Annotated in this window: 15 protein-coding genes; 8 read left to right on the forward strand and 7 right to left on the reverse strand. The window is 66.4% G+C overall.

Annotated features, from left to right (window positions below; genetic code table 11):
• The 6 genes from ATE71_RS16920 to ATE71_RS16945 form a co-directional block, all read left to right on the forward strand.
• A partial coding sequence (locus ATE71_RS16920) for a molybdopterin cofactor-binding domain-containing protein (protein ID WP_152998818.1) occupies positions 1–872 on the forward strand: 872 nt, incomplete at its 5' end.
• Entirely contained in the window at positions 869–1,864 is a 996-nt protein-coding gene (gene hemH, locus ATE71_RS16925; protein ID WP_058804479.1) for a ferrochelatase, read from the forward strand. The genes ATE71_RS16920 and hemH, both read left to right, overlap by 4 nt.
• A 94-nt stretch (positions 1,865–1,958) precedes the next feature.
• A complete protein-coding gene (locus tag ATE71_RS16930; protein WP_058804480.1) occupies positions 1,959–3,584 on the forward strand; it encodes a DUF1963 domain-containing protein in 1,626 nt (541 codons plus the stop codon).
• Between the two features lie 116 nt (positions 3,585–3,700).
• Positions 3,701–4,423 carry an acetoacetyl-CoA reductase gene (gene phbB / locus ATE71_RS16935; RefSeq protein WP_058804481.1) on the forward strand — a complete coding sequence of 241 codons (723 nt, stop codon included), beginning with the start codon at positions 3,701–3,703 and terminating at the stop codon, positions 4,421–4,423.
• Between the two features lie 155 nt (positions 4,424–4,578).
• Positions 4,579–5,121: a DUF7010 family protein gene (locus tag ATE71_RS16940; RefSeq protein WP_058804482.1), complete on the forward strand. Its 543-nt coding sequence runs from the start codon at positions 4,579–4,581 to the stop codon at positions 5,119–5,121.
• Complete coding sequence (locus ATE71_RS16945; protein ID WP_058804483.1) at positions 5,118–5,363, forward strand: ribbon-helix-helix domain-containing protein; 246 nt, start codon at positions 5,118–5,120, stop codon at positions 5,361–5,363. The genes ATE71_RS16940 and ATE71_RS16945 overlap by 4 nt, the downstream gene beginning before the upstream one ends.
• On the opposite strand, the gene ATE71_RS16950 is transcribed toward ATE71_RS16945, so the two are convergent.
• The 3 genes from ATE71_RS16950 to ATE71_RS16960 form a co-directional block, all read right to left on the reverse strand.
• The gene (locus ATE71_RS16950; protein WP_058804484.1) at positions 5,348–6,205 is read right to left on the reverse strand and encodes an ATP-grasp domain-containing protein; all 858 of its coding nucleotides are present in this window, start codon (positions 6,203–6,205) and stop codon (positions 5,348–5,350) included. The two genes, ATE71_RS16945 and ATE71_RS16950, sit on opposite strands and share 16 nt — an antisense overlap.
• Complete coding sequence (locus ATE71_RS16955) at positions 6,205–10,908, reverse strand: NAD-glutamate dehydrogenase (RefSeq protein ID WP_082665273.1); 4,704 nt, start codon at positions 10,906–10,908, stop codon at positions 6,205–6,207. Before ATE71_RS16955 ends, ATE71_RS16950 begins: the two co-directional genes overlap by 1 nt.
• A gap of 176 nt (positions 10,909–11,084) precedes the next feature.
• A complete protein-coding gene (locus tag ATE71_RS16960) occupies positions 11,085–12,407 on the reverse strand; it encodes a hypothetical protein (protein ID WP_058804485.1) in 1,323 nt (440 codons plus the stop codon).
• Positions 12,408–12,729: 322 nt separating this feature from the next.
• Between ATE71_RS16960 and ATE71_RS16965 the strand changes: the two genes are divergently transcribed.
• Both ATE71_RS16965 and ATE71_RS16970 read left to right on the forward strand, forming a co-directional pair.
• Complete coding sequence (locus tag ATE71_RS16965) at positions 12,730–13,170, forward strand: DUF983 domain-containing protein (protein ID WP_058804486.1); 441 nt, start codon at positions 12,730–12,732, stop codon at positions 13,168–13,170.
• Complete coding sequence (locus ATE71_RS16970; RefSeq protein ID WP_058804487.1) at positions 13,160–14,527, forward strand: PLP-dependent aminotransferase family protein; 1,368 nt, start codon at positions 13,160–13,162, stop codon at positions 14,525–14,527. The genes ATE71_RS16965 and ATE71_RS16970 overlap by 11 nt, the downstream gene beginning before the upstream one ends.
• Before the next feature lie 7 nt (positions 14,528–14,534).
• Here the strand turns inward: ATE71_RS16970 and ATE71_RS16975 are convergent, their stop codons facing one another.
• The 4 genes from ATE71_RS16975 to ATE71_RS16990 are packed head-to-tail and all read right to left on the reverse strand — an operon-like array spanning position 14,535 to position 21,537.
• Entirely contained in the window at positions 14,535–16,583 is a 2,049-nt protein-coding gene (locus ATE71_RS16975) for a glycoside hydrolase family 97 protein (RefSeq protein ID WP_058804488.1), read from the reverse strand.
• A complete protein-coding gene (locus ATE71_RS16980) occupies positions 16,583–18,226 on the reverse strand; it encodes an alpha-amylase family glycosyl hydrolase (protein WP_058804489.1) in 1,644 nt (547 codons plus the stop codon). Before ATE71_RS16980 ends, ATE71_RS16975 begins: the two co-directional genes overlap by 1 nt.
• Positions 18,227–18,238: 12 nt before the next feature.
• Positions 18,239–20,032, reverse strand: a complete 1,794-nt coding sequence (locus ATE71_RS16985) for an alpha-amylase family glycosyl hydrolase (protein ID WP_201022972.1) — start codon at positions 20,030–20,032, stop codon at positions 18,239–18,241.
• A complete protein-coding gene (locus tag ATE71_RS16990; RefSeq protein ID WP_321164287.1) occupies positions 20,029–21,537 on the reverse strand; it encodes a tryptophan halogenase family protein in 1,509 nt (502 codons plus the stop codon). Before ATE71_RS16990 ends, ATE71_RS16985 begins: the two co-directional genes overlap by 4 nt.
• Positions 21,538–21,539 lie beyond the last annotated feature (2 nt).

Genomic DNA, 21,539 nt, shown 5'->3' on the forward strand with positions numbered 1-21,539 from the left:
GCCCGCCCGCCCGTGCAAAGTTGACCGCGACGCTCAATGCCGCCGGCGGGATCGACGCGCTGGTGACGCGAATTGCGGTCCCCGCGACCAGTCACGAGGTGCGCGACCGCCTGTTTGACAATACACCCGCCGACGTCGCCCAGCGCGCCGCCGCGGGACGCCCCGACGCCGTTGCGGTCGAGGGCGCGGCGAGCAGCTATGCGATTCGCCATGCGGCGGTCGATCATTGCCCGGCCGACATTGGCCTGCCCACCGGACGCTGGCGCGGCAATGCCGACAGCTACACCGCCTTTTTCACCGAATGTTTCGTCGACGAAATGGCGGCGCGCGCAGGCACCGACGCGCTATCCTATCGCATGGCGATGCTTGGCGATGCCCCCCTGCTCGCGCGTTGCCTGCTCACCGCGACCAGCCTTGGCGGCTGGGAGGGCGGGCTGCCGGGCACCGCGCAGGGCTTGGCCTGCCATTCGATGCGGGGCAGCCATATCGCGTTGATGGCTACCGCGCGGCAGAGTGAGCGCGGGTTGCAGGTCGAACAGCTTGTCGCGGTCGTCGACGCGGGGCGGCTGGTCAATCCCGCGATCGCGCACCAGCAGGTCGAAGGCGGGCTGATCTTCGGCCTCGCCGCCGCGGTCGGCGCAACCACCGATTATGCGGGCGGCGTCGCGACCGCACGCAAGCTCGGTCAACTAGGACTACCCCGCCTGTCGCAGACCCCGCAGATATTGGTCGAGTTCGTCGACAGCGACCGCGAACCCGGCGGACTCGGCGAAATCGGGGTGCCGGTCGTCGCGCCCGCTATCGCCAATGCCATGTTCGCCGCCACCGGCCGGCGCATCCGCCGCATTCCGCTTTCGGGGCACCCGTCATGACCCTTCCTTCCGGCCACCCCCCCGTCGCGTCGCGGCGCATCGGCGTGCTGCTCGTCAACCTCGGCACCCCCGACGCGCCCGACGCCCCTTCGGTGCGGCGCTACCTCGCCGAATTCCTGTCCGACCGCCGGGTCGTCGAGATTCCGCAAATTGTCTGGCAGCCGATCCTGCGCGGGATCATCCTTACCACACGGCCGAAAAAATCCGCGCATGCCTATGCCCAGGTGTGGACCGACAAGGGATCGCCGCTCGCCGCCATCACGCAGGCGCAGGCCGATGCGCTGCAGGCGGCGCTAGGCGAAACGGTGCAACTGGCCCATGCGATGCGTTATGGAAAGCCCGCGATCGGCCCCGCGATCGATGCCCTGATCGCCGCGGGATGCCGGCGCATCCTCGTCGCGCCGCTCTATCCCCAATATTGCGCGGCGACGACCGCCACCGTCGTCGATGCGGTGGGCGCGCATCTCAAGACGCTTCGCTGGCAACCCGCGCTGCGCTTCCTGCCCCCCTATCACGACGATTCAGCCTATCTGGCGGCCTTGAAGACATCGGTCGAAACAGGTCTCGCGGCGCTCGACTTCGCGCCCGACGTACTGCTCGCAAGCTTCCACGGCATGCCCGAGCGCACTCTGCGCCTGGGCGACCCCTATCATTGCCAGTGCCAGAAGACCGCGCGGCTGCTGGCCGAAGCGATCGGCCGCCCGGTCGAGGTCGCCTTCCAGTCGCGCTTCGGCCGCGCCAAATGGCTCGAGCCCGCAACCGACAGGGTACTCGAACGGCTGGGCAAAGACGGCAAGAGCGTCGCGATCTTCGCGCCCGGCTTTTCGGCCGATTGCCTCGAAACGCTCGAAGAGCTGGCGATTCGCGGCAAGGAGCAGTTCGAGGCGGCGGGCGGGCGGCAATTCGCCTATATTCCGTGCCTCAACGCGGGCGGTCCGGGTATGGCGATGCTCGAAGCGCTCGTCCGGCGGGAGCTTGCGGGCTGGCTCTGACCGCCGCCGCTTACCAACTGTTTAGGTCCATGCGTTAAATTGCTCCGATGTGGTGCCGAAAAGGTGTGGCGCCGCCCGACTCCGGAGGTACGTCATGAACCAGCTTCAATCGGCAGCACTGACGCTTGCCGGCGCCGTGCTGGTCTTCGCGGCGATCCTGTTCGCGATCTGGTGGATGCGGCGTCCGCGAACCGCCCCCGCCGCGCCGCGAGCCCCGCGTGCGCCGCGCCCGCCCGGCGAAAGCCGGTTGCCCAAATTGTCGCGCACCGCGAAACCCGAATATGAGGACGTCGAAATCGCGCCCGAACGGCTCGCGCGGATTCGCCGCAAGACTGCGCCGTCGCTGCTGGATGCGGAAGCTCAGCGTCTCGACCCAGAGCCGCTCGCCGATATCGAATCCGAAACCATCGACGCGGCGCTCGATTTGGTGGCGGAGCAGGTCGAGCGGGACACGCAGCGCGCGTCCGCCCCGGTCGACGCAAGCCTGTCCGAAACGCTCGACACCAACACGCGCGACCCCGACGGGACCGACACCGGCGATGCGGCCCTTGGAGAGGTGACGCTCCGCCTCGTCCCCCAGATTCCTCCGCGCGACGCGATCCTGACGACGAGTTGGCTCGGCGGCCGTCCGCGCCTGCCCCGCGGCATGGAATGGCCGGCGATCGGCGGCGAACCCGCCATCTTCCTGGCGCAGGTCGACTGCACCGGGCTGCCGCTGGATCTGTGGCAGGGAATTGGCCCGCGCGACGGGTCACTCGCCTTTTTCGTCCACCCGCGCAGCGCCGACATGCGGGTGTTCCACCTCCGCGATACCGATGTCGCGTACGCGCCGCCGGTGCCACTCGACCAAGACGCGGGCTGGTTCGAGCCCTACGGCGATCGCAGCTCCGACGGGCTTGTCCGCTTTGCCGTGCGCGCCTTCCCGGAATGGCCGGTCGACCTTGTCGCGCTTCGTCCCGGCGACGCCGACCTCGACGACACCGACGCGACGGATGCATCCGACAATATGCTGTTCGAGCGCGGCTATGACATCGCCGATCCGGCGTTTCATCCGTTCGACTGGGGCAGCATGACCGCCATGGTCGCGCTACTCGAAATGCGGCTCGACCGGCTCGAAACCGATCCCGCGCCGGTCGCCGGCGACGAGGGAACGATAGCGGAATCGGAGCATCGCGCGGCGATTAACCGCGAGGCGCGGGCTCGCGCCGAAGAGATCATCGCGATCGTGCACGACAGCGCGGCACGCGATGCCTTCGCGCCCGGCGACGCGACCGCAGTGATGTCGGCGCTCCATGCGATCCGCTGGGCCAAGGCGGTGCAGTCGGTCGATCCCGAAACCGGCGACGCGCGTGTCGAGACGATCACCCTGCCGCTGACGACGCATCGGCCCGATGCCGACCTGTGGGTCCATGATTACCAGACAATCCTGTTCGACCGCGCCAAACATGCCTGGTGCGGCAACCCGAGCAGCCTGTCGGCGCCCGCCCGTGCTTTCTTCGAACCGCGCTGGCGCGACCTCGCCGCGCGCGCGACGGCGTCGATGGGCGGAGTCCCGTCGCACTCCACCGGCCGCCACAACGAGGCGGTGCTGATAGACCTGCCGACAAGCGCGCTGATGAGCCACCGTTTCGGAAGCGGCGGCCATCTGGTCGTGACGATCGACAAGGCCGCGCTGGCAGCGGGCGATTTTTCAGCACCGCGCGCCGCGTTGATCGATTGACGCCGTCGAGCCCCGTCGCCGCCTGAATAGCTTTGCGATTGACGTTCCGGTCAACTTGCAGCCGCCCGCAGCGCGGCCTAATCAAGATAAGATAACTCTGTGGGAGAGCTTGATTTATGGCACGCGTAGCAATCGTCACCGGCGGCAGCCGCGGTATCGGCGAAGCGATTTCGCTGAAACTAAAGGAACAGGGCGTCACCGTCGTCGCCAATTATGCCGGCAATGAGGAAAAGGCGCGCGAATTTACGGAGCGCACGGGCATTGCCGCGCGCAAATGGGACGTCGGCGACCATCAGGCGTGCCTCGACAATTGCGCTGCCATCGCCGACGAGTTCGGCGCCATCGACATCGTCGTCAACAACGCCGGCATCACCCGCGACGGCACGCTCGCACGCATGAGCTATGACGATTGGGATGATGTTATGCGCGTCAACCTCGGCGGCTGCTTCAACATGGCCAAGGCTACCTTTGGCGGGATGGTCGAACGCGGCTGGGGCCGCATCGTCAACATCGGCTCGATCAACGGTCAGGCGGGCCAGTACGGCCAGGTCAATTACGCCGCCGCCAAGTCGGGCATCCATGGCTTCACCAAGGCGCTCGCGCAGGAAGGCGCGAAGAAGGGCGTCACGGTGAACGCGATCGCCCCGGGCTATATCGACACCGACATGGTGGCTGCGGTGCCCGCCCCGGTGCTCGAAAAGATCGTCGCGAAAATCCCCGTGGGACGCCTTGGGCAGGCCGACGAGATCGCGCGCGGCGTCGCCTTCCTGTGCAGCGAGGACGCGGGCTTCGTCACCGGATCGACGATGTCGATCAACGGCGGCCAGCATATGTACTGACGATGGCGGACGCCGGTGCCGCGCTGCGGCAGCCGGCGGCACGGCCAGCGGGGCGGCGATTCGCTCGAAGAATCGCCGAACACGTCTGCCCCCGCGTTCGCGGGCGCAGGCCGCGGCGGCTTTGCTGCCGCCGGCCAACCCGCTACACCCCCTTCATGACCGACACGCCGCTCGCCGCCGCCCAGCACGACCTTGCCCGCGCCTATGCCGGCGGCGCGCCCGGCGTGCTCGTTTCGGGCCTCGTCTGGCTGGTCGCCGGCGCGATGTGGCAATTGCACGGCACGATGGCCGCCTTTGCCGCGCTCTTCTTCGGCGGCATGGCGATCCACCCGCTCGGCGTGTTGGTCGAGCGCGTGGCGTTCAATGCGCCCAAGGCGACGATCGGCAAACCGCTGGAGACACTGGCGATCGAGGCGACGGTCCCCCTCTTCGCCGGCGTGCTGATCGCGTGGGTACTGCTTGTCCGCGCCCCCGACCTTGCGATTCCCATCTTCGCCGCGATCGTCGGCACGCGCTATTTCCTGTTTCGGACGATGTATGGCGAGATCGCCTATTGGGCGCTTGGCGCTGTCTTTCTGCTGATCGCCGCGCCGTCGCTGTTCGGCTTTGCCTGGCCGGTCAATATCGGCTTCCTCATCGGAGTCGCCGAACTGATTTTCGCCGTCCTGATCCTGCGGCGCTGGCGCAGCCGGACGTGAGCGCGCCGCTCCACCCCCCGGTCAAGCGCTCGGTGACCATCGCGGGCCACCCGACCTCGATCAGTCTCGAGCCGATGTTCTGGGACGCGCTCGAAGCCGAAGCCGCGCGGCGGGCGCTCCCCGTCAACGCGCTCGTCGCGCGAATTGATGTCGAACGCATGGAAGCCGCCGCCCCGCCGAACCTGACCTCGGCGATCCGGCAGTGGCTTTGGGCCTGCCGATCCCGTCAGATGGCGCCGTAAACCGCCGATCCGAACGCCGCGCCCTTGTCGGGAGCGTGGTGCAGGAACAGCGACGGTTCGATCAATTCGAGCTCCATGATATGGAGCCGCCCCGAGGCGTCGCCGACCATATCGACGCGCGCATAGACGGGCGGAGCGGGCGCGGCCGCCAGCGCCGCCGCGGCGAGCGCTTGCGCGGCGCCACTGGCGTTCCACAGCGTCTCGCGCCCGCCAAACTGTTCCTGCACGCGAAAGTCGCCCAACGCGGGGCGTTTGACGATCGCATGGCTGAACCTGCCCGCGAAGAAGAAGAGCGAAAATTCGCCGTCGGTCAGGATGCCGGGCATCAGCGGCTGGACAAGCCGGCGCTGGCCGATTGCGTCTGCGGGGACCGGCGCGCCGCGGGCGATGCGGTGCGTGCCGTCGGCGCCGCCCGAGATCGCGGGCTTGATCACGACTTCGTCGACGCCGAGTTCAGCCATCGCTTCGGCGAGGCGCGCGTCGTCGAGCGCCGCGACCTCGACCGTCGGCACGACCGCGACGCCCTTGCCGCCGAGCTCGGCGAGATAGGCCTTGTCGCTGTTCCAGCGTAGCACCGGGACCGGATTGACGACCGGCAGGCCTTCGCTCTCGAGCCGGTCGAGCAGCGCGTACCAGGCCGCGACATCGCGCTGATAGCCCCAGGCGAAGAGTGGCAGCACCAGATCGTAGCCCACAAGGTCGCCCGGATCGGTCCATACGCGCTGCTCGACAATCAATCCGGCCGCTGCCAGTGCCGCCGCCTTGCGGGCGAAGGCGGGCTGCCACCTTTCTTCATAATCGGGCGCCGGGACAAGGATCGCGACGCGAGGCTGGAAGGGCATTACCGCGCCAAGAGCCCACGCGCCTGCCCGGCGATATGCGAGAGCATCGCGCCATTGGGGTTCGGGATCATCCGCGCGCGATCGACCGTGCTGCGGAACTGCTCGACGCGCGGCTCGTGGTCGGCGAGCCATTTGGTCACCGCCGCGTCGAGGTCGCCCTTGGGCAACCCGGCGAGGAAGGCGAGCCGCATCTGCTGGAAATCGCGCGCAAGGCTGTTGACGAGCAGGCGTTCCCACGGATCAGCGGGGCTCATATGCGCCGCGAGCGTCTGCGCCCAGTCGAGCCCCAGCGCTTCGCCCAGATGGGTGAAGGCGCGCGTTACCGCGACCTCATCGTCGCCGCGCCGTTCGGCCAGGTCGACGATGCCGATTGCGCCGTCGGTCTTGAACAGCCGGACGACCGCCGACGTCAGCGTCTCGGGAGCACCGGCGTCGAGCAATTGCTGCGCAAGCATGTCCCACTGGCGCTTGACCGAGGGGCTGAGCAGCGTGTCAACGCCTGCGGTCAGGCGATCGACGCCGGGCTCGAGGCGGGCCACGACCGGTCCCGCCTGCGACAGCGTCTGGGTGACGCGCAGCAGGTCGGCCATCTGCGAGGTCATCGCCGACGATGCCTGGGCAAAGAGCGACAGGCGAACGCTCTCGTCGATCTTCGCGGTGTCGAGCGCGCCCCAGATCGCCGGCATGTCGAGCAGGCGTTCGACGGCGACGAAGGCCGCCGCGATGTCGCCGAGCGCGCAGCCTTCCTCTTCGACCAGCTCGAACGGATGAACGATGCCCATGCGATTGATGATCCGGTTCGCGATCTTGGTCGCGACGATCTCGCGGCGCAACTGATGGTCGGCGATCGCTTGCGCATAGTCGCGCTGCATCTCGTCGGGGAAGGCGGCGGCGAGGTCGCTTGCCAGCGCCGGATCGTCCGGCAGGTCGCTATGCTCGATCGCATCCTGCAGCGCGAGCTTCGCGGTCGAGAGCAGCACCGCGAGTTCGGGGCGCGTCAGCCCGCGTCCTTCGCCCGCGCGGCGCAGCAGTTCGTCGTTCGCCGCCAGCCCTTCGACCTTGCGGTCGAGCCGACCCGATGCCTCGAACGTCTCCATGATCCGCACCAGCGACGGCACCGCCGCCGATCCGCCCTTTTCGGCGATCGACAGCGCGAGCGCCTGAAGCCGGTTGTCCTCGAGCACCAGGTCCGCGACATTGTCGGTCATCCGGACGAGCAGCGCGTCGCGGTCGTCCTGGCCGAGGCGACCTTCGGCCATCTCGCGATTGAGCGCGATCTTGATATTGACCTCATTATCCGAGCAGTCGACGCCCGCGCTATTGTCGATGAAGTCGGTGTTGATCCGCCCGCCATGCGCCGAGAAGGCAATGCGCGCCGCTTGCGTCACGCCCAAATTCGCGCCCTCGCCGACCGCCTTGACGCGCAGATCCTCGGCATCGACGCGAAGCGCGTCGTTGGCGGGATCGCCGACCTCGGCATTATTCTGGCTCGCCGCCTTCACATAGGTGCCGATGCCGCCGAACCAGAGCAGGTCGACCGGCGCTTTCAGGATCGCCGAGATCAGCGAGCCGGGGTCGATTTCGCTGACCGACAGGCCGAGCAGCGCCTGCACTTCGGGAGAGAGCGGAATGCTCTTCTGGCTGCGTGGGAAGACACCGCCGCCCTTCGAGATCAGCTTCTTGTCATAATCATCCCAGCTCGATCGCGGCAGCGCGAACATCCGCTCGCGCTCCTTCCAGCTTTTCGCGGGATCCGGGTCGGGGTCGAGGAAGATGTGACGGTGATCGAAGGCGGCGCAAAGCTTGATCGCCTTCGACAGCAGCATGCCGTTGCCGAACACGTCGCCCGACATGTCGCCGCAGCCGACGACGCGGATCGTATCGGTCTGCACGTCGACGCCCATTTCGGCGAAGTGACGCTGGACCGAAATCCACGCACCCTTGGCGGTGATGCCCATCGCCTTGTGATCATAGCCTTTCGACCCGCCGCTCGCGAACGCATCGCCGAGCCAGAAGTCGCGCTCCATCGCGAGCGCATTGGCGACGTCGGAGAAGGTCGCGGTCCCCTTGTCGGCGGCGACGACGAAATAGGGGTCGTCGCCGTCGAGGATCGCCACGCCCTTCGGATGCACGACCTTGCCGCCGACCAGATTGTCGGTGATCGACAAAAGCGAGCGGATGAAGATGCGATAACATTCGGTGCCTTCGGCGAACCAGGCATCGCGGTCGAGCGCCGCGTCGGGCAGCGCCTTGGGATAGAAGCCGCCCTTCGCGCCGGTCGGCACGATCACGGCGTTCTTGACGCGTTGCGCCTTCATGAGGCCGAGGATTTCGGTGCGGAAGTCGTCGCGGCGGTCGGACCAGCGCAGCCCGCCACGCGCGACCGGGCCGGCACGGAGGTGGATGCCCTCGACCCGCGGCGAATAGACCCACACCTCGCGCCAGGGCAGCGGCTTGGGCAGGCCGGGAACCTGCGCGCTGTCGATCTTGAACGCCAGCGCTTCCTCGGCGGCGGGCGCAAAGGCGTTGGTGCGCAGCGTCGCGCCGATCACGGCGTGGAACAGACGCAGGATGCGATCCTCGTCGATCGACTTGATGTCGGCGAAGTCGGCAAGGATTTCATCGGCGAGCGCCTGGGCGCGCTTCGCATCGCGCGCCTTGGGATCGTGGAGTGCGCGAAAACGCTCGATCAGTGCGGCCGTCAGTTTGGGTGCGTGGCGTAGCGCGCTGACCACCGTGTCCATGCCATAGGCCGAACCACCCTGGCGCAGGTAGCGGAACCAGGCGCGTAGCCATATGATCGCGCGCGGGTCGGTCTGGTTCGTCAGCACCAGCTCGTTGAACGCATCATTTTCGGCGCGGCCGTCAAGCACCGCGGCGATCGCGCCTTCGAGCACTTCGGCATAGGGAAGCAGCGCCAGCTCGTCGACATTGGCGGGCAGCCGCAGGGTGAAATCGTGGATCACGATCGGCAGGTCTTCGTCGCCGTCGGCACCGGTAGGGCGCGCGGGGACGAGCGCGGTCGGAATTTCCTCGAGCACTTCGAACCCAAAATGTTCGAGCGCGGGAACGACGTCGGACAGCGCCAGCGGACCGGCGGCGCTGTAGACCTTCAACCGCAGGCGGTCATCGCCGTCGAGGCTTTTTTTTGCGAGGCGGACGCTGCGCGGATTGTCGGCATCGAGGTCGCGCAACCGCAAGATGTCGCGCGCCGCTTCCTCGGGATTATAGAGGTTGCGGTAGTTCGGCGGGAAGGCGGGCGCGAAGCGCGCCGCGAGCGCCGCGGCGCGGCCCGGATCACCGCGCTTCGCCAGCGCCGCCTCGACTTCGGGCTGCCAGCCGCGCACCATCTGTTCGAGTTGCGCGCCCAGCGCCTCGGTGTCGGGGACGACGCCGCCGCTGCGCAGGTCGAGCGTGTAGCGCAGCAGCGCCGCGCCGCCATCCTCGAGCACCATCGTCCAGCCGATCACCCCGGCCTTGGCTTCGCGGACCAGCATCGCCTCGACCGCTATGCGACGGCCGGTCGATACTTCGTCGCGCGGCAGCCAGACGAAGGCGAACAAGTGTCGGCCAAGCGCGCTTTGCACCATCACCAGCTTCGGCCGCGGACGGTCGGTGATCGACATCGAGGTTAGCACCAGCTCTTCGAGCGAGGCGCTGTCGAACGCGATGAGCAGGTCGTGCGGCAACGCGGTGAGCGCGTGCGCGAGCGCCTTGCCCGCATGGCCCGACGGATCGAACCCGAATTTCGCCATCAACGCGTCGAGCTGCGCGCGGAGCACCGGCACCTTGGCAGGCGGAGTCGACAAGGCTTGGCTCGTCCAAAGGCCAGCGTGAATCGACAGGCGCTCGACCTTCTTGCCCTTAAGTTCGGGCACGATGACGAGGTCGAGCAGCACGCGGCGGTGCACCGCCGACAGGCGGTTCGACTTGATCAGCAGCGGCGCCGTGCCGCCCCGATCGAACCAGGCAAAGGCGGCATCGAGCGCGGTGGGCGACAAAAGCTGGCTGTCGCTGCTCTCGCTGATACCGAGCCGATCCTGCGCCTTGCCGTCGCGCGCGCGCCATTCATGGCCGAGCTGCGTCATCGCTCCGCCCTCGAACCAGCGCAGCAGTTCGGCGCCTTCGCCCTCGACGCGCATCGCGGCGTCGGCGAGCATCGCCGCGCGCATCGCGCGCCAATCGCGCACCGCAGCGCGCACGTCGCGCAGCGCCGCCTCGATCCCGTCGAGCAGGCGCCGGCGCGCGCGCGCATCGCCGCGCTCGAGCTCCATATAGATCACCGACTCGCGTGCGGAGCCTTCGCCGGCTTCCTGTAAATGCCCCTTGGCATCGCGCTTCACCGCGACAACGGGGTGGAGGATGCGGTGAACGACGAGTCCCTGCGCCGCGACCGCCTGCGAGGTCGAATCGACGAGGAAGGGCATGTCGTCGTTGATGATGGCAAGCCGCATCCGGCGGTCGGTGCCGTCGGCGGCAATCGGTTCGAGCAGCAGTGACGGCGTTTCGGCGTCGCGGTCGAGCGCGGCGCGCGCGGCGAACTGGCTCGCCTCGCTCAGCGCGGCCTTGTCCATGTCGTCGCCTTCGCCGGGCAGCGCGCTGCCGGCGAGCGCGGCCAGATAGGCTGCGGCGACTTTGGGCGGGATTTTGACGGTGGAGGTCGGCGTGTCCGTTTCCGGCGTGTCGGACTTAGTCTGAGGCATAAAGTGCAGCATCCCGAACCAAAGAGGGGGACCCAGCCGACGATCGGCGGGGGTCCGTTCGCTGCCGCCCCCTATGCGCCTGTGGCGCGCGCGGCTCAAGGCCTCGTTCGCCAGTGCGCGTAAAAATATTTCAATTTTGGGATTGTCTGTTGCGTGAACGCTCCCAGCCCGCGGTATCAGCCGCCCGGCGCGATCGGCACCGCCTTTTTGGCCAGCTTGGCGACCAGCGCCGGGTCGTCGGCCGCCTTGGCGACGATCCCGATATGCCCCCCCGGCATCGCGCGCGCGATCAGCATCACGAATTCAGCCTCACCCGCATCATGCTCCAGGATGACCGCGGGCTGCGCGCGGCGGAGCTCGTCCATCCTCGCGTCGGTTCGATCAGCGGGCGCGGCCGGCTTGCGGCGCGCGCGCGCATCCTTGACCAACCCTTTGAGTCCGCCCGGATAGCCATCGAGATAGGCGGCAAGGTCGCCGCGCCCGATGCCCTCCTGCTTTGCGTGGCCCAATACGCAGGCATATTCGGCAAGGCGCGTTTTGTCATAGGTGGCGCCGAAGACCAGCTTCACGATCGGGGTCATCGGGGCGCGTTTCTGCGCCGCCAGCCCAGCATCGTCGAGCAGAGCGGCAAAGGCATCGGGCTGGTCTTCGGCCGCGAGCGCGAAATCCCACGCCTTGCCGACCGCTTGGTAAAGCGCCCCGCGGCTGCGGCTGTCGGCGGCGATCGCCCGTTCGGCAGTTTCGCGCGCGGCCGCCAGCCAATCGGCTAGTTCGGCATCGTCGCCGGGCTCGGCCGGGCTGATATCTTCGGACATCGGAACCATTTCGCCCTTGCCGCCGCCGTCCAGCGCCGCGAAGCCGGGGACCGCGTCATCGTCGAGATGTTCCGAATCGGGGCCGTCGGCCCAGACGGGGACTGGCGCTGTCAGCGGCGCCGCGCTGCGCAGCGCCTGTTCGACCGACAATTGCAATTCTTCCGCCTGGTCGGCGTCGACCGCTTCCTTCCAGTTGATCACGCCCATGATGAAATCGATCGTGTCATCGTCCGACGAAAAAGGCAGCAAGATGCCGCGGTACATGATCGTGACGCCGCGATCGCTTTCGAACTCGGCCTCGAAACCGATCGGCGCGCGATTGGCGATGATCTGGAGATAATGGTCGGTCAGCCGCGACAGCAGCGAGCGGCCGGGTATCTGGCTGATATAGTGGACGTCGTCGTCGATTTGGGATTCGGCGCGGAGCCGCTCGCCCAGAAACGCAATACCGGGATTGTCGACGCCTGCCGTGAAATCGAGCAGCACCGAATGCGGACCGAAATCGGCGCTGTCGAGATCGAGGTCCTCGACCGAAGGATAAGCGCGGTCGGCCAGCAGCGACGCCCAATAATTATAGGCGCGCACCTGCATCCGCCGTTCGTCGACGCCAACCACGGCGGGCGCGTCGATCGCGCCATCATCCTGGTCATAGCTGCCCGAAAGCAGGCCGCGCATGCTGTCCATCATTCATCCCCAGCCACAAATATCGGTAAATCCTATGCACCAGGACTGGTAAAAGCGGCGTAAACGATGCGCGGGACCACCCCATCTTTCGGCTTCGACAGCGTCCCGCCGAAGGCCAGCCTGTGCGGACTGACAGACGGCGTCGCCGGACATTGCACGATGCCCAATTCTGTATGGCATAATCAAATCAAAATCGCCGTATAATGGGTCGATTTTTTAATTTATCTCTTTAAACAAACACGAAAATTTGCCTCTTTAATCTGCGATCGATCGAATCCATATGCGATGTGCATGGCATACAATGTGCCTATTGGAGTCGAAAATGGCGATCGGCGATGTCGGCAGCGAAAAGCTGCGCTGGATTCTCTGGGCGGGCTGGCACGGGAAATGTCCCGAATGCGGCAAAGGCGCAATGTTCCGTTCGTGGCTCAAGCTCGCTGATCGCTGCGACCATTGCGGGCTCGATTACAGCTTCGCGGCCCCCGACGACGGCCCGGCCTTTTTCTCGCAATGCATCGTCGCCTTTCCGCTGACCTTCGTGATCGTCTGGCTCCAGATCGCCTACGGCCCTCCGCTCTGGGTTCATCTGGTCTTTTCGATCCCGGTCATGGTCATCGGCTGCATCCTTCCCTTGCGCGCGATCAAGGGCTGGCTCGTCGCCTCGCAATATGTGAACAAGGCGCAGGAATCGGGGACCGAGCATTTGTGGGCAAAGCTCAATGCGCGCGCCAGGGGCGAGACGGACGAACGGCATGGCGGTTAGCTGGACGCCCGACATAACGGGCGCGGCGGGTCCCAAATATAAGGCGGTGGCCGCCGCGATCGCCGCCGCCGTCGCCGGCGGCGAACTTCGCCACGGCGACCGTCTGCCCCCGCAGCGCGACCTTGCCGCGCGGCTCGGGATCGACCTGACCACCGTCACCAAGGCCTATGACCTGGCCCGTCAGCGCGGCCTGATCGTCGCGCGCGGACGCGCCGGCAGCTTCATCGGCGAAGACGCGCGACCGGGACAGGTCGCCACCGCAGCGCAGAACGACATTGCAATGAACAGCCCGCCGGTCGCCGACGGTGCTGGCCTGCCGGAGGCGATGGCGACCGCGCTGGCGGCGCTGGCGCAGGGCGGCAATATGGCGCGGCTCCACTATCAGCGCCCCGGCGGCGCGGCGGCGGATCGCGAAACGGGCGCCGCGCTGATGGCGCGAGTCGGCCTATCGTCCGACGCCGAACAGGTTGTGATCACCGCAGGCGGTCAGAATGCACTGCACGCGATCGCGACCACCATCCTGAAACCCGGCAATCGCGTCGCGTGCGGTCGCTTCGTCTACCCGGGCTTTCTCGCGCTGGCGCGGCGGATCGGCGTCACGCTCGTCCCGCTGGCGCGAATCGGCGCGGACACGCTCGAGGCGGCGCATGCCGCCGCGCCGCTGCGCGCCCTGTACGTCGTGCCGACGAACGACAATCCCTCCACGGCGACGATCGCGACCGCGGAACGGCGGGCAATCGCGGGGTGGGCGCGCGAAATGGGCGTCCAGATCATCGAGGACGACGCCTATGGCCTGCTGCCCGATGCGCCGCTGCCCGCCATCACCAGCTTCGCGCCCGAAAGCGGCTGGTATGTCGCGAGCATGGCGAAGATCATGTCGCCCGCGCTGCGCGTCGGCTTCGTCCGCGCGCCGCGCGTCGCCGAAGCGATGCAACTCGCGGCATGCCAGCATGAAAGTGCGGTGATGGCGCCGCCGCTCAACGTCGCGATGGTCTCGCTCTGGCTCGCCGACGGCAGCTTCGATCGGCTGGTCGGCGCGGTCCGCAAGGAAGCGGCATGGCGCCAGAAGCTGGCGCGCACGGTTCTAGGCGACGGTCGCCACGCGGGTCATCCGCAGGGTTATCACCTGTGGCTCTCGCTGCCCGAAGACGGCAATCCCGACATGCTTGCCACCACGCTCGCGCTCGAGGGGCTGTCGGCGGTGGGATCGGACCGATTTGCCGTATCGGCGGACGCGCCCAAAGCGCTCCGCGTCTCGTTCGGCGGCACAATCGACCGCCGCACGCTGTCGCGCGCGCTGCACCGGCTCGCCGCCGGGCTCTGGTCGCCCGGCGGCACGGCCAGCCATATCGTCTAGCGCGGGCTCAATTGCCCGGATGCAGGCGGATCGCCGCGCCGCCTCCGGGGGCAAGCCACAGCTTGTACGTATCGCCCTTCTTCACCTTGATCGTTTCATAAGCGATCCGGTGCCGCGCGTCGGTCAGATAGGTCGCGCCCTCGCCGTCCTTCCAGACGGTCGCGGTATAGCTTTTGCCCGCATCGAGGAAATCGAAGGTCAGCGTCAGCGTGCGTTCGGTCGCGTCGTTGACCCCGCCGACATACCAGTCGGCGCTGCCCCGGTCCTTACGCGCGAAGATCGCATAGTCGCCGACCTCGCCCGCGATCAGCTTGCTTTCAGCCCAGTCGGCGGGAACCGCCTTGATGAATTCCAGTTCGCGCGGATGCGCTTCGAGGCTTTCGATGAAGTCGGCCGCCATCTGGATCGGCGAATAGATAGCAAGGTAAAGGCCGAGCTGCTTGGCGAGCGTCGATGCGAACGGCGCCTTGTTCGATCCCTCGAGGCCCAGCACCCCCGGCGTATAGTCCATCGGACCCGACAGCATCCGCGTATAGACCAGCGTCGGCTCATGATCGGGGCCGCTGCCGAAGTCGCTCCAGGCATTATATTCCATGCCGCGCGCGCCTTCGCGCGCAACCCAGTTCGGATAGGTGCGACGCAGGCCCGTATCCTTCACCGGCTCATGCGGATTGACCGCGACCTTGTATTTCGCTGCGCTCTGCACGACCTTCAGATGGTGCTGCACCTGGCGCTGGCCGTCGTGCCATTCCATCCGCGTTTCGCCGGGTGTGTCGCCGGGCGCAATGATCCCCCCGGCGTCTGCAACATAGCCGGTCTTCACCGCCTTGACGCCGAGCTGGCCGTACAGCTTCATCGCATCGTCGAGCTGCGCTTCGTAGACCGCGATATTCCCGCCGGTCTCGTGGTGACCGATCAGCGTCACGCCCTTTTTGCGTGCATAGTCGGTGACAGCCTTGAGGTCGAAATCGGGATAAGCCTCTATGAAGCTGTAATCATGGCCATGGCCGAACCAGTTGCTGTTCCAGCCCTTGTTCCAGCCCTCGACCAGCACCCCGCCAAAACCGTGCTTTGCCGCGAAATCGATATATTGCTTGGTCCGCTCGGTCGTCGCGCCATGCTCCGGCCCCTCGGCCCAGCTCCACGGACCGCGGATCATACCCCACCAGATGCCGATATATTTCATCGGCTTGACCCAGCTCACGTCACCCAGCTTGTTGGGTTCGTTGAGGTTGAGTTCTAGGTCGCTTTCGACCAGCCCCGCCGCATTGTCGGTAATGCGGATCGTACGCCAAGGCGTGTTGAACGGCAGGTCGCGGATCACCCGCGCGCCCCGCGACGATGGCGCCAGCGTCGCGCGGAACTTGCGCCCTTCGATCCGTTTCAGCCACATGCCCGAATAGTCGACCAGCGCAGCCTCGTGGAACGCGAGGTGCGTCCCGTCATCGAGCCGCATCGTGATCGGCGTATGCGCGGTGGCAACCGCGTCGATCGGCGTCTTTTGATACATCTGCTCGTAACGGTTCCACTCGCCGCCGGCGATCCACCAGGCGGTGCCGGCCGGAGCGATGTCGAACTCGGTGATCTCGTCGGCGATTTTCGCGGTCTTCAGCCCCGCCTGTTCGGGCAGCTCGTAACGAAAGCCGATGCCGTCGTCGAACAGGCGAAAACGGACGTTGATCGCGTGCCCGCCCCAGCTTTCATGCTGGCGGAAACGGACGAGCAGTTCATTGTGGCGGTCGCGCACGAAGCGGCGCTCGCCCCACGGTTGTTCCCATTGGCTGTCGGCGCTCGCCTTTTCGGCACCCTCGATGGCAAAGCCGCGCTGCAAGCCGATACCGTCGGTCAGGAGGAAGCCAAGCTTCGACGGCGCGATCAGCAGCTTGCCCTTGCGCGACAGCGACCAGGTCGGCCGCTGGTCAGTGTCGGTCGAAACGGTGAGCACGAGATTGCCGTCGGGCGAGGAAGCCGTCTGCGACGGCCGGGCGTCCTGCGCGACAGCGGCGGGCGACACCGCGACCGCCAGCAGCGAAAGGGGGGCGAGCAGGCTGCGCATCAGTTTTTTCCTTCAATTATGAGCCAGAGGGCACCGCAAGGCGGCAGCGTAGCCACCTCGGCACCGTTAAGCGCGATGAATAGGTCACCGGCTGCGGCATGCGCCACGATGTCGATCGTCGTTTCGCCAAGATTGAACAGGCAGCGGATATGCTGCCCGTCGGCGATCCGGTCGAAAGCGAGCAGGTCGCCGTCGGCAACCCAGCGCGCGTCGCGGCCGATGCGCAGCGCCGGGCTCGCGGCGCGCAGCGCGACGAGCCGGCGCGTCAGGTTGAGCAGCGACGCCGCATCCTCCTGCTGCCGGTCGACAGCAAGGTCGCGGTGCGCGGGTCCCAGCGGCAGCCAGGGTTCGGCGGCGGAAAAGCCGGCGTTGGTTTCGGCCGCTGCCCACGGAAGCGGGGTGCGTGCGCCGTCGCGCGATAGCGTCAGCGGCCAATTCTTGAGCGCCTCTGGATCCTTCACCAGCTCGAACGGGATGTCGACCTGGTCGAGTCCCAATTCCTCGCCATTATAGAGGATGATGTTGCCACGGAGCGCGCAGAGCAGCGCCATTTTCATGCGAGCGAACGCGGCACCGTCGACCCCGTCGGGAGTCCAGCGCGACACCGCGCGCGGTGCATCGTGATTTTCGAACGCCCAACTCGGCCATCCGATACCCGGCGTATCGGGCCATTGCTCGGCCGCCTCGCGCACCAGTTGCGGGGTCAGCCGGTCGGCGTAGAGGAAGTCGAAGCCATAGGCGCTGTTGAGACGGTTTTCGCCCGCAGTGAACAGCTTCATTTCGCGTACCGCATCGTCGCCGCCCACTTCGGCGACGGTGAAGCTGCCCGGATATTCGTCGGTCAGCGCACGGATGCGTTCGAGGAACAGCGCGATATCGGGGTGCGACTGGTTGTAGATTTTCTGCTGGAAATCGAACGGCCGGGTGCGGACCTTGTTCGACGGCGGCGCCGGCGGATTGTCGCGCAGTTCGGGGTCGTGCATCGCAAAGTTGATCGCATCGATGCGGAAACCATCGACGCCGCGGTCGAGCCAGAAGCGTACCACGCCGAGCAGCGCGTCCTGCACCTCGCGGTTGTGGACGTTGAGCTGCGGCTGGGTGGCGAGGAAATTGTGCATATAATATTGGCCGCGGCGCGCGTCCCACGTCCACGCGGGGCCGCCGAACACCGACTGCCAGTTGGTCGGCGGCGACCCGTCGGGTTTCGCGTCGGCCCACACATACCAGTCGGCCTTGTCATTATCCTTGCTCGCGCGGCTTGTCGCGAACCAGCCGTGCTGGTCCGACGTATGCGCGAAGACAAGGTCGGTGGTGACTTTCAGTCCCAGCGCATGCGCGCGCGCCACCAGCGCGTCGAAATCGGCGAGCGAACCGAATATCGGATCGACACCCTCATAGTCCGAAATATCATAGCCGAAATCGTCCATCGGCGACGGATAAAAGGGCGACAGCCAGATTGCGTCGACGCCGAGTGACGCGATATAGTCGAGCCTTGCGGTGATACCCGCAAGGTCGCCGATCCCGTCGCCGTTCGAATCGGCGAAGCTGCGCGGATAGATCTGATAGATGACCGCGCCCTTCCACCATGGCGCTGTGGCAACGGCCGGGGTCGGGTCCTGAACGAGGGGCTGGTTCGTCGTCACGCTTGCTTTCGCTTATTCGCTGGCCCGGCAGATGATCGTGCCGAAGGCGGGGAGGGACAGGTGGAGGCTACCCGGTGCGGCAGGGGCCGTGGGGCAGTCGCCGAGGAGCGCGGTAAAACCCGCGCTTTTCATATCGATGGCAATATTCCCCGCGAGCGGCGCCGCCGACGTGTTGAAGGCGAGCAACACCTCGCGCCCGCTATCGGGATCGAAGCGCGACACCGCGAGCAGGCCGGGCTTTTCGGAGAAGGCACGGACCTTCGTCTTGCCGCGGGTCAGCGCCGGGGTGTTCCGCCGGATTTCGGACAGCGCGGCGATATGGCGATAGAGCGGATGCGCGGTGTCGAAATTCGCGGCCGCCGTCGTCGCGTCGCTTCCGATCAGGTCGTTGTCGTTATAGGCGTCGACTTGCGACGCGAACATGTCCTCACGCGTGAGCTGGTCCTTGTCGTCGGAGACGAACCCCTGCTCGTCGCCATAATAGATCGTCGGCACCCCGCGCAGCGTCAGGAGCATCGCATGGCCGAGCCTCACGCGCTGGAGCAGTTCGGCCTCGCTGGCCTCGGGGTTCGCCGCTTTCACGAACATCGCGAAACGGCCCATGTCGTGATTGCCGAGGAAGGTCGGAAGGCCGAGCGCCGTGCCTGCCCCGCCCTTGTAGAGCGTGTCGCCGTCGAACAGCCTTGCGAAATCGCCGGTGCCCTTCGTCCCGCTCGCCGCATCGATCGCGGCGCGCGCAAAGCCGAAGTCGAGCACCGCAGGTAGCCCCGCCGCATGCGTGTACCAGGCGAGCGCACCCGGATCGACGGCGTCGACATAGACTTCGCCGAAGATGTGGAAATTGGGGATGCCGCGCGCCTTCGCACGCGCCAGCATCGCGGGAACGAACGCCTGCCAGAATTCGGGATTCACATGCTTGGCGGTGTCGATGCGAAAGCCGTCGATCCCAAACTCGTCGATCCAGCGGCCGTAGATATCGATAAAGCCCTGCACAACGCGCGGATCTTCGGTTGCGAGGTCGTCGAGCCCGGAGAAGTCGCCGTAAAGCGCGGACTCGCCGACCCAGTCGCTATTGCCGCGGTTGTGGTAATAGATGGGGTCGTTGAGCCAGGCAGGCACTTTCAACCGCTCCTCGCCCTTCGGCACGACGGGCGTGTAGGCGAACGCCGGGTCGGTCAGCTTCTGCCAGTTCCCGGCATCGGCGACATGATCGCCGGCGAAACCCGGATTGATCGGCGCGCCCTTCACCCCGCCGCGCCGCGAGAAGGGATAGTCGGCGAGGCTGCGGTACCGGAACCCTCCGGCCGCATCTTCCTTGTAAGTAATGACATCGGCGGTGTGATTGGCGATGATGTCCATATAGACTTTCATGCTGCGCGCATGCGCCGCGTCGACGAAGGCCTTGAACTCGGCATTGGTGCCGAAATGCGGGTCGACCTGCGTGAAGTCAGTCACCCAATAACCGTGATAGCCTGCGCTCTCTTCGCCCTTCGGCCCCTGCACCGGCTTGTTCTTGAAGATCGGCGCGAACCAGATCGCTGTCGCGCCCACACCCTCGATATAATCGAGCCGCTTGGTGAGGCCGGCAAGGTCGCCGCCGTGGAAAAAGCCCTTGGCGGTCGGATCATAGCCCGTCTGGAGCCGGCCACCCGCCAGCCCGCCCTTATCGTTTTCGGGATCGCCATTCTCGAAGCGGTCCGGAAGCACGAAATAGATGACCTCCTCCTCGGGCGGCCGCGCGCGGTAATCGGCGGCAGGTGCGGCGCCCGCTAGGCTCAGCGCGACCATCGATGCGAAAAGGCTCATGCGGGCACCCCTGCCGCGCAATGCTGCGCTATATATTCTTCGTGGAACGGGAGCCGCGACGCGGTGCGCGCGACGATCGTCTCGATATCGTCGAAAAAGCCCGCCAACTCGTCGCTTGTCAGCGCGTCGGCCATCGGGTGATACCCGCAAGGCACTATATTCTGGCCCGTCAGCACCTGGAACCAGCCGATCTCGACGAACAGCTCTTCGCCCTCGCGGACGATCTGTCCCTGCGAGCGGAATAGCTCGATCTTGGCCGCCAGCGTCTCGGGAACGCCCATCTCGCGGCAGCGAACCCAGAAGGGCGAGTCGCTACGCTGGTTGGCGTGATAGTGGAGGATGACGAAGTCGCGGATGCGCTCGTAATCGAAGCGGATGCGCCGATTATAGGCATCGATATTGGCGGCGTCGAAATCGCGACCCGGAAAATGCGCGATCAGCTTGGCGATGCCGTTCTGGATCAGGTGGATGCTCGTCGATTCGAGCGGCTCGAGAAAACCCGAAGCAAGGCCGAGCGCGACGACATTGGCGTTCCACGCCCGACTGCGCATTCCAGTGCGGAAGCGGAGCGTGCGCGGCTCGGCGAGCGGGCGGCCTTCGACATTGGCGAGCAGCGTCGCGGTCGCCTCGTCCTCGCTGATGAAGTCACTGCAAAAGACATGGCCGTTGCCGGTGCGGTGCTGGAGCGGGATGCGCCATTGCCAGCCGGCCTTATGCGCGATTGCCTGCGTATAGGGCCGCGCCGGGCCGGCATTTTCGCTCGGCACCGCGATCGCGCGGTCGCACGGCAGCCAGTGCGTCCAGTCCTCGAAGCCCGTTTCGAGCGCCTCCTCGATCAGCAGCGCGCGAAAGCCCGAGCAGTCGATGAAAAGCTCGCCTTCGATCGCCGTGCCATCTTCCAACACGACCGCTTCGACATGGCCGCGTTCGCCGTCCTTGCGAACGCTGACGATCTTGCCTTCGGTGCGCACAACGCCCGCGGCTTCGGCGACCTTGCGCAGATAGGCGACATAAAGCGCGGCATCGAAATGAAAGGCGTAGGCGATGCCGTCGAGGCTGGTGTTCGGGATCTGCGGCAGCCGTGCAAAGCGGTTCTGCCGCCCGGCGGTTTCGTTCAGCGAATAATCGCCGAGCCGGCCCGCGACGCCCTCGTTCCGGCCGCGAAGCCAATATTGCTGGAACGGCAGCATGCCGAGGCTGCGGCCGATCTGGCCGAAGGCGTGCATATAGACGTCCCCGATCCGGCCCCAATCGTGAAACTGGATGCCGAGTTTGAACGTCCCGCCGGTTTCGCGAATAAACTCATTCTCGTCGATGCCGATCAGCGCGTTGAACAGGCGGATCGCGGGGATCGTCGCCTCCCCGACCCCGACGGTGCCGATCTCGTCGCTTTCGACCAGGTGGATCGACAGATTGTCCATCGTTCGCGACAGCGCCGCGGCGGTCATCCAGCCCGCGGTTCCGCCGCCGACGATGACGACCTTCGTGATGCGGCGCTCGCCCACCC

The sequence above is a fragment of the Sphingopyxis sp. H115 genome (genome assembly GCF_001468465.1).
GTDB lineage: Bacteria > Pseudomonadota > Alphaproteobacteria > Sphingomonadales > Sphingomonadaceae > Sphingopyxis.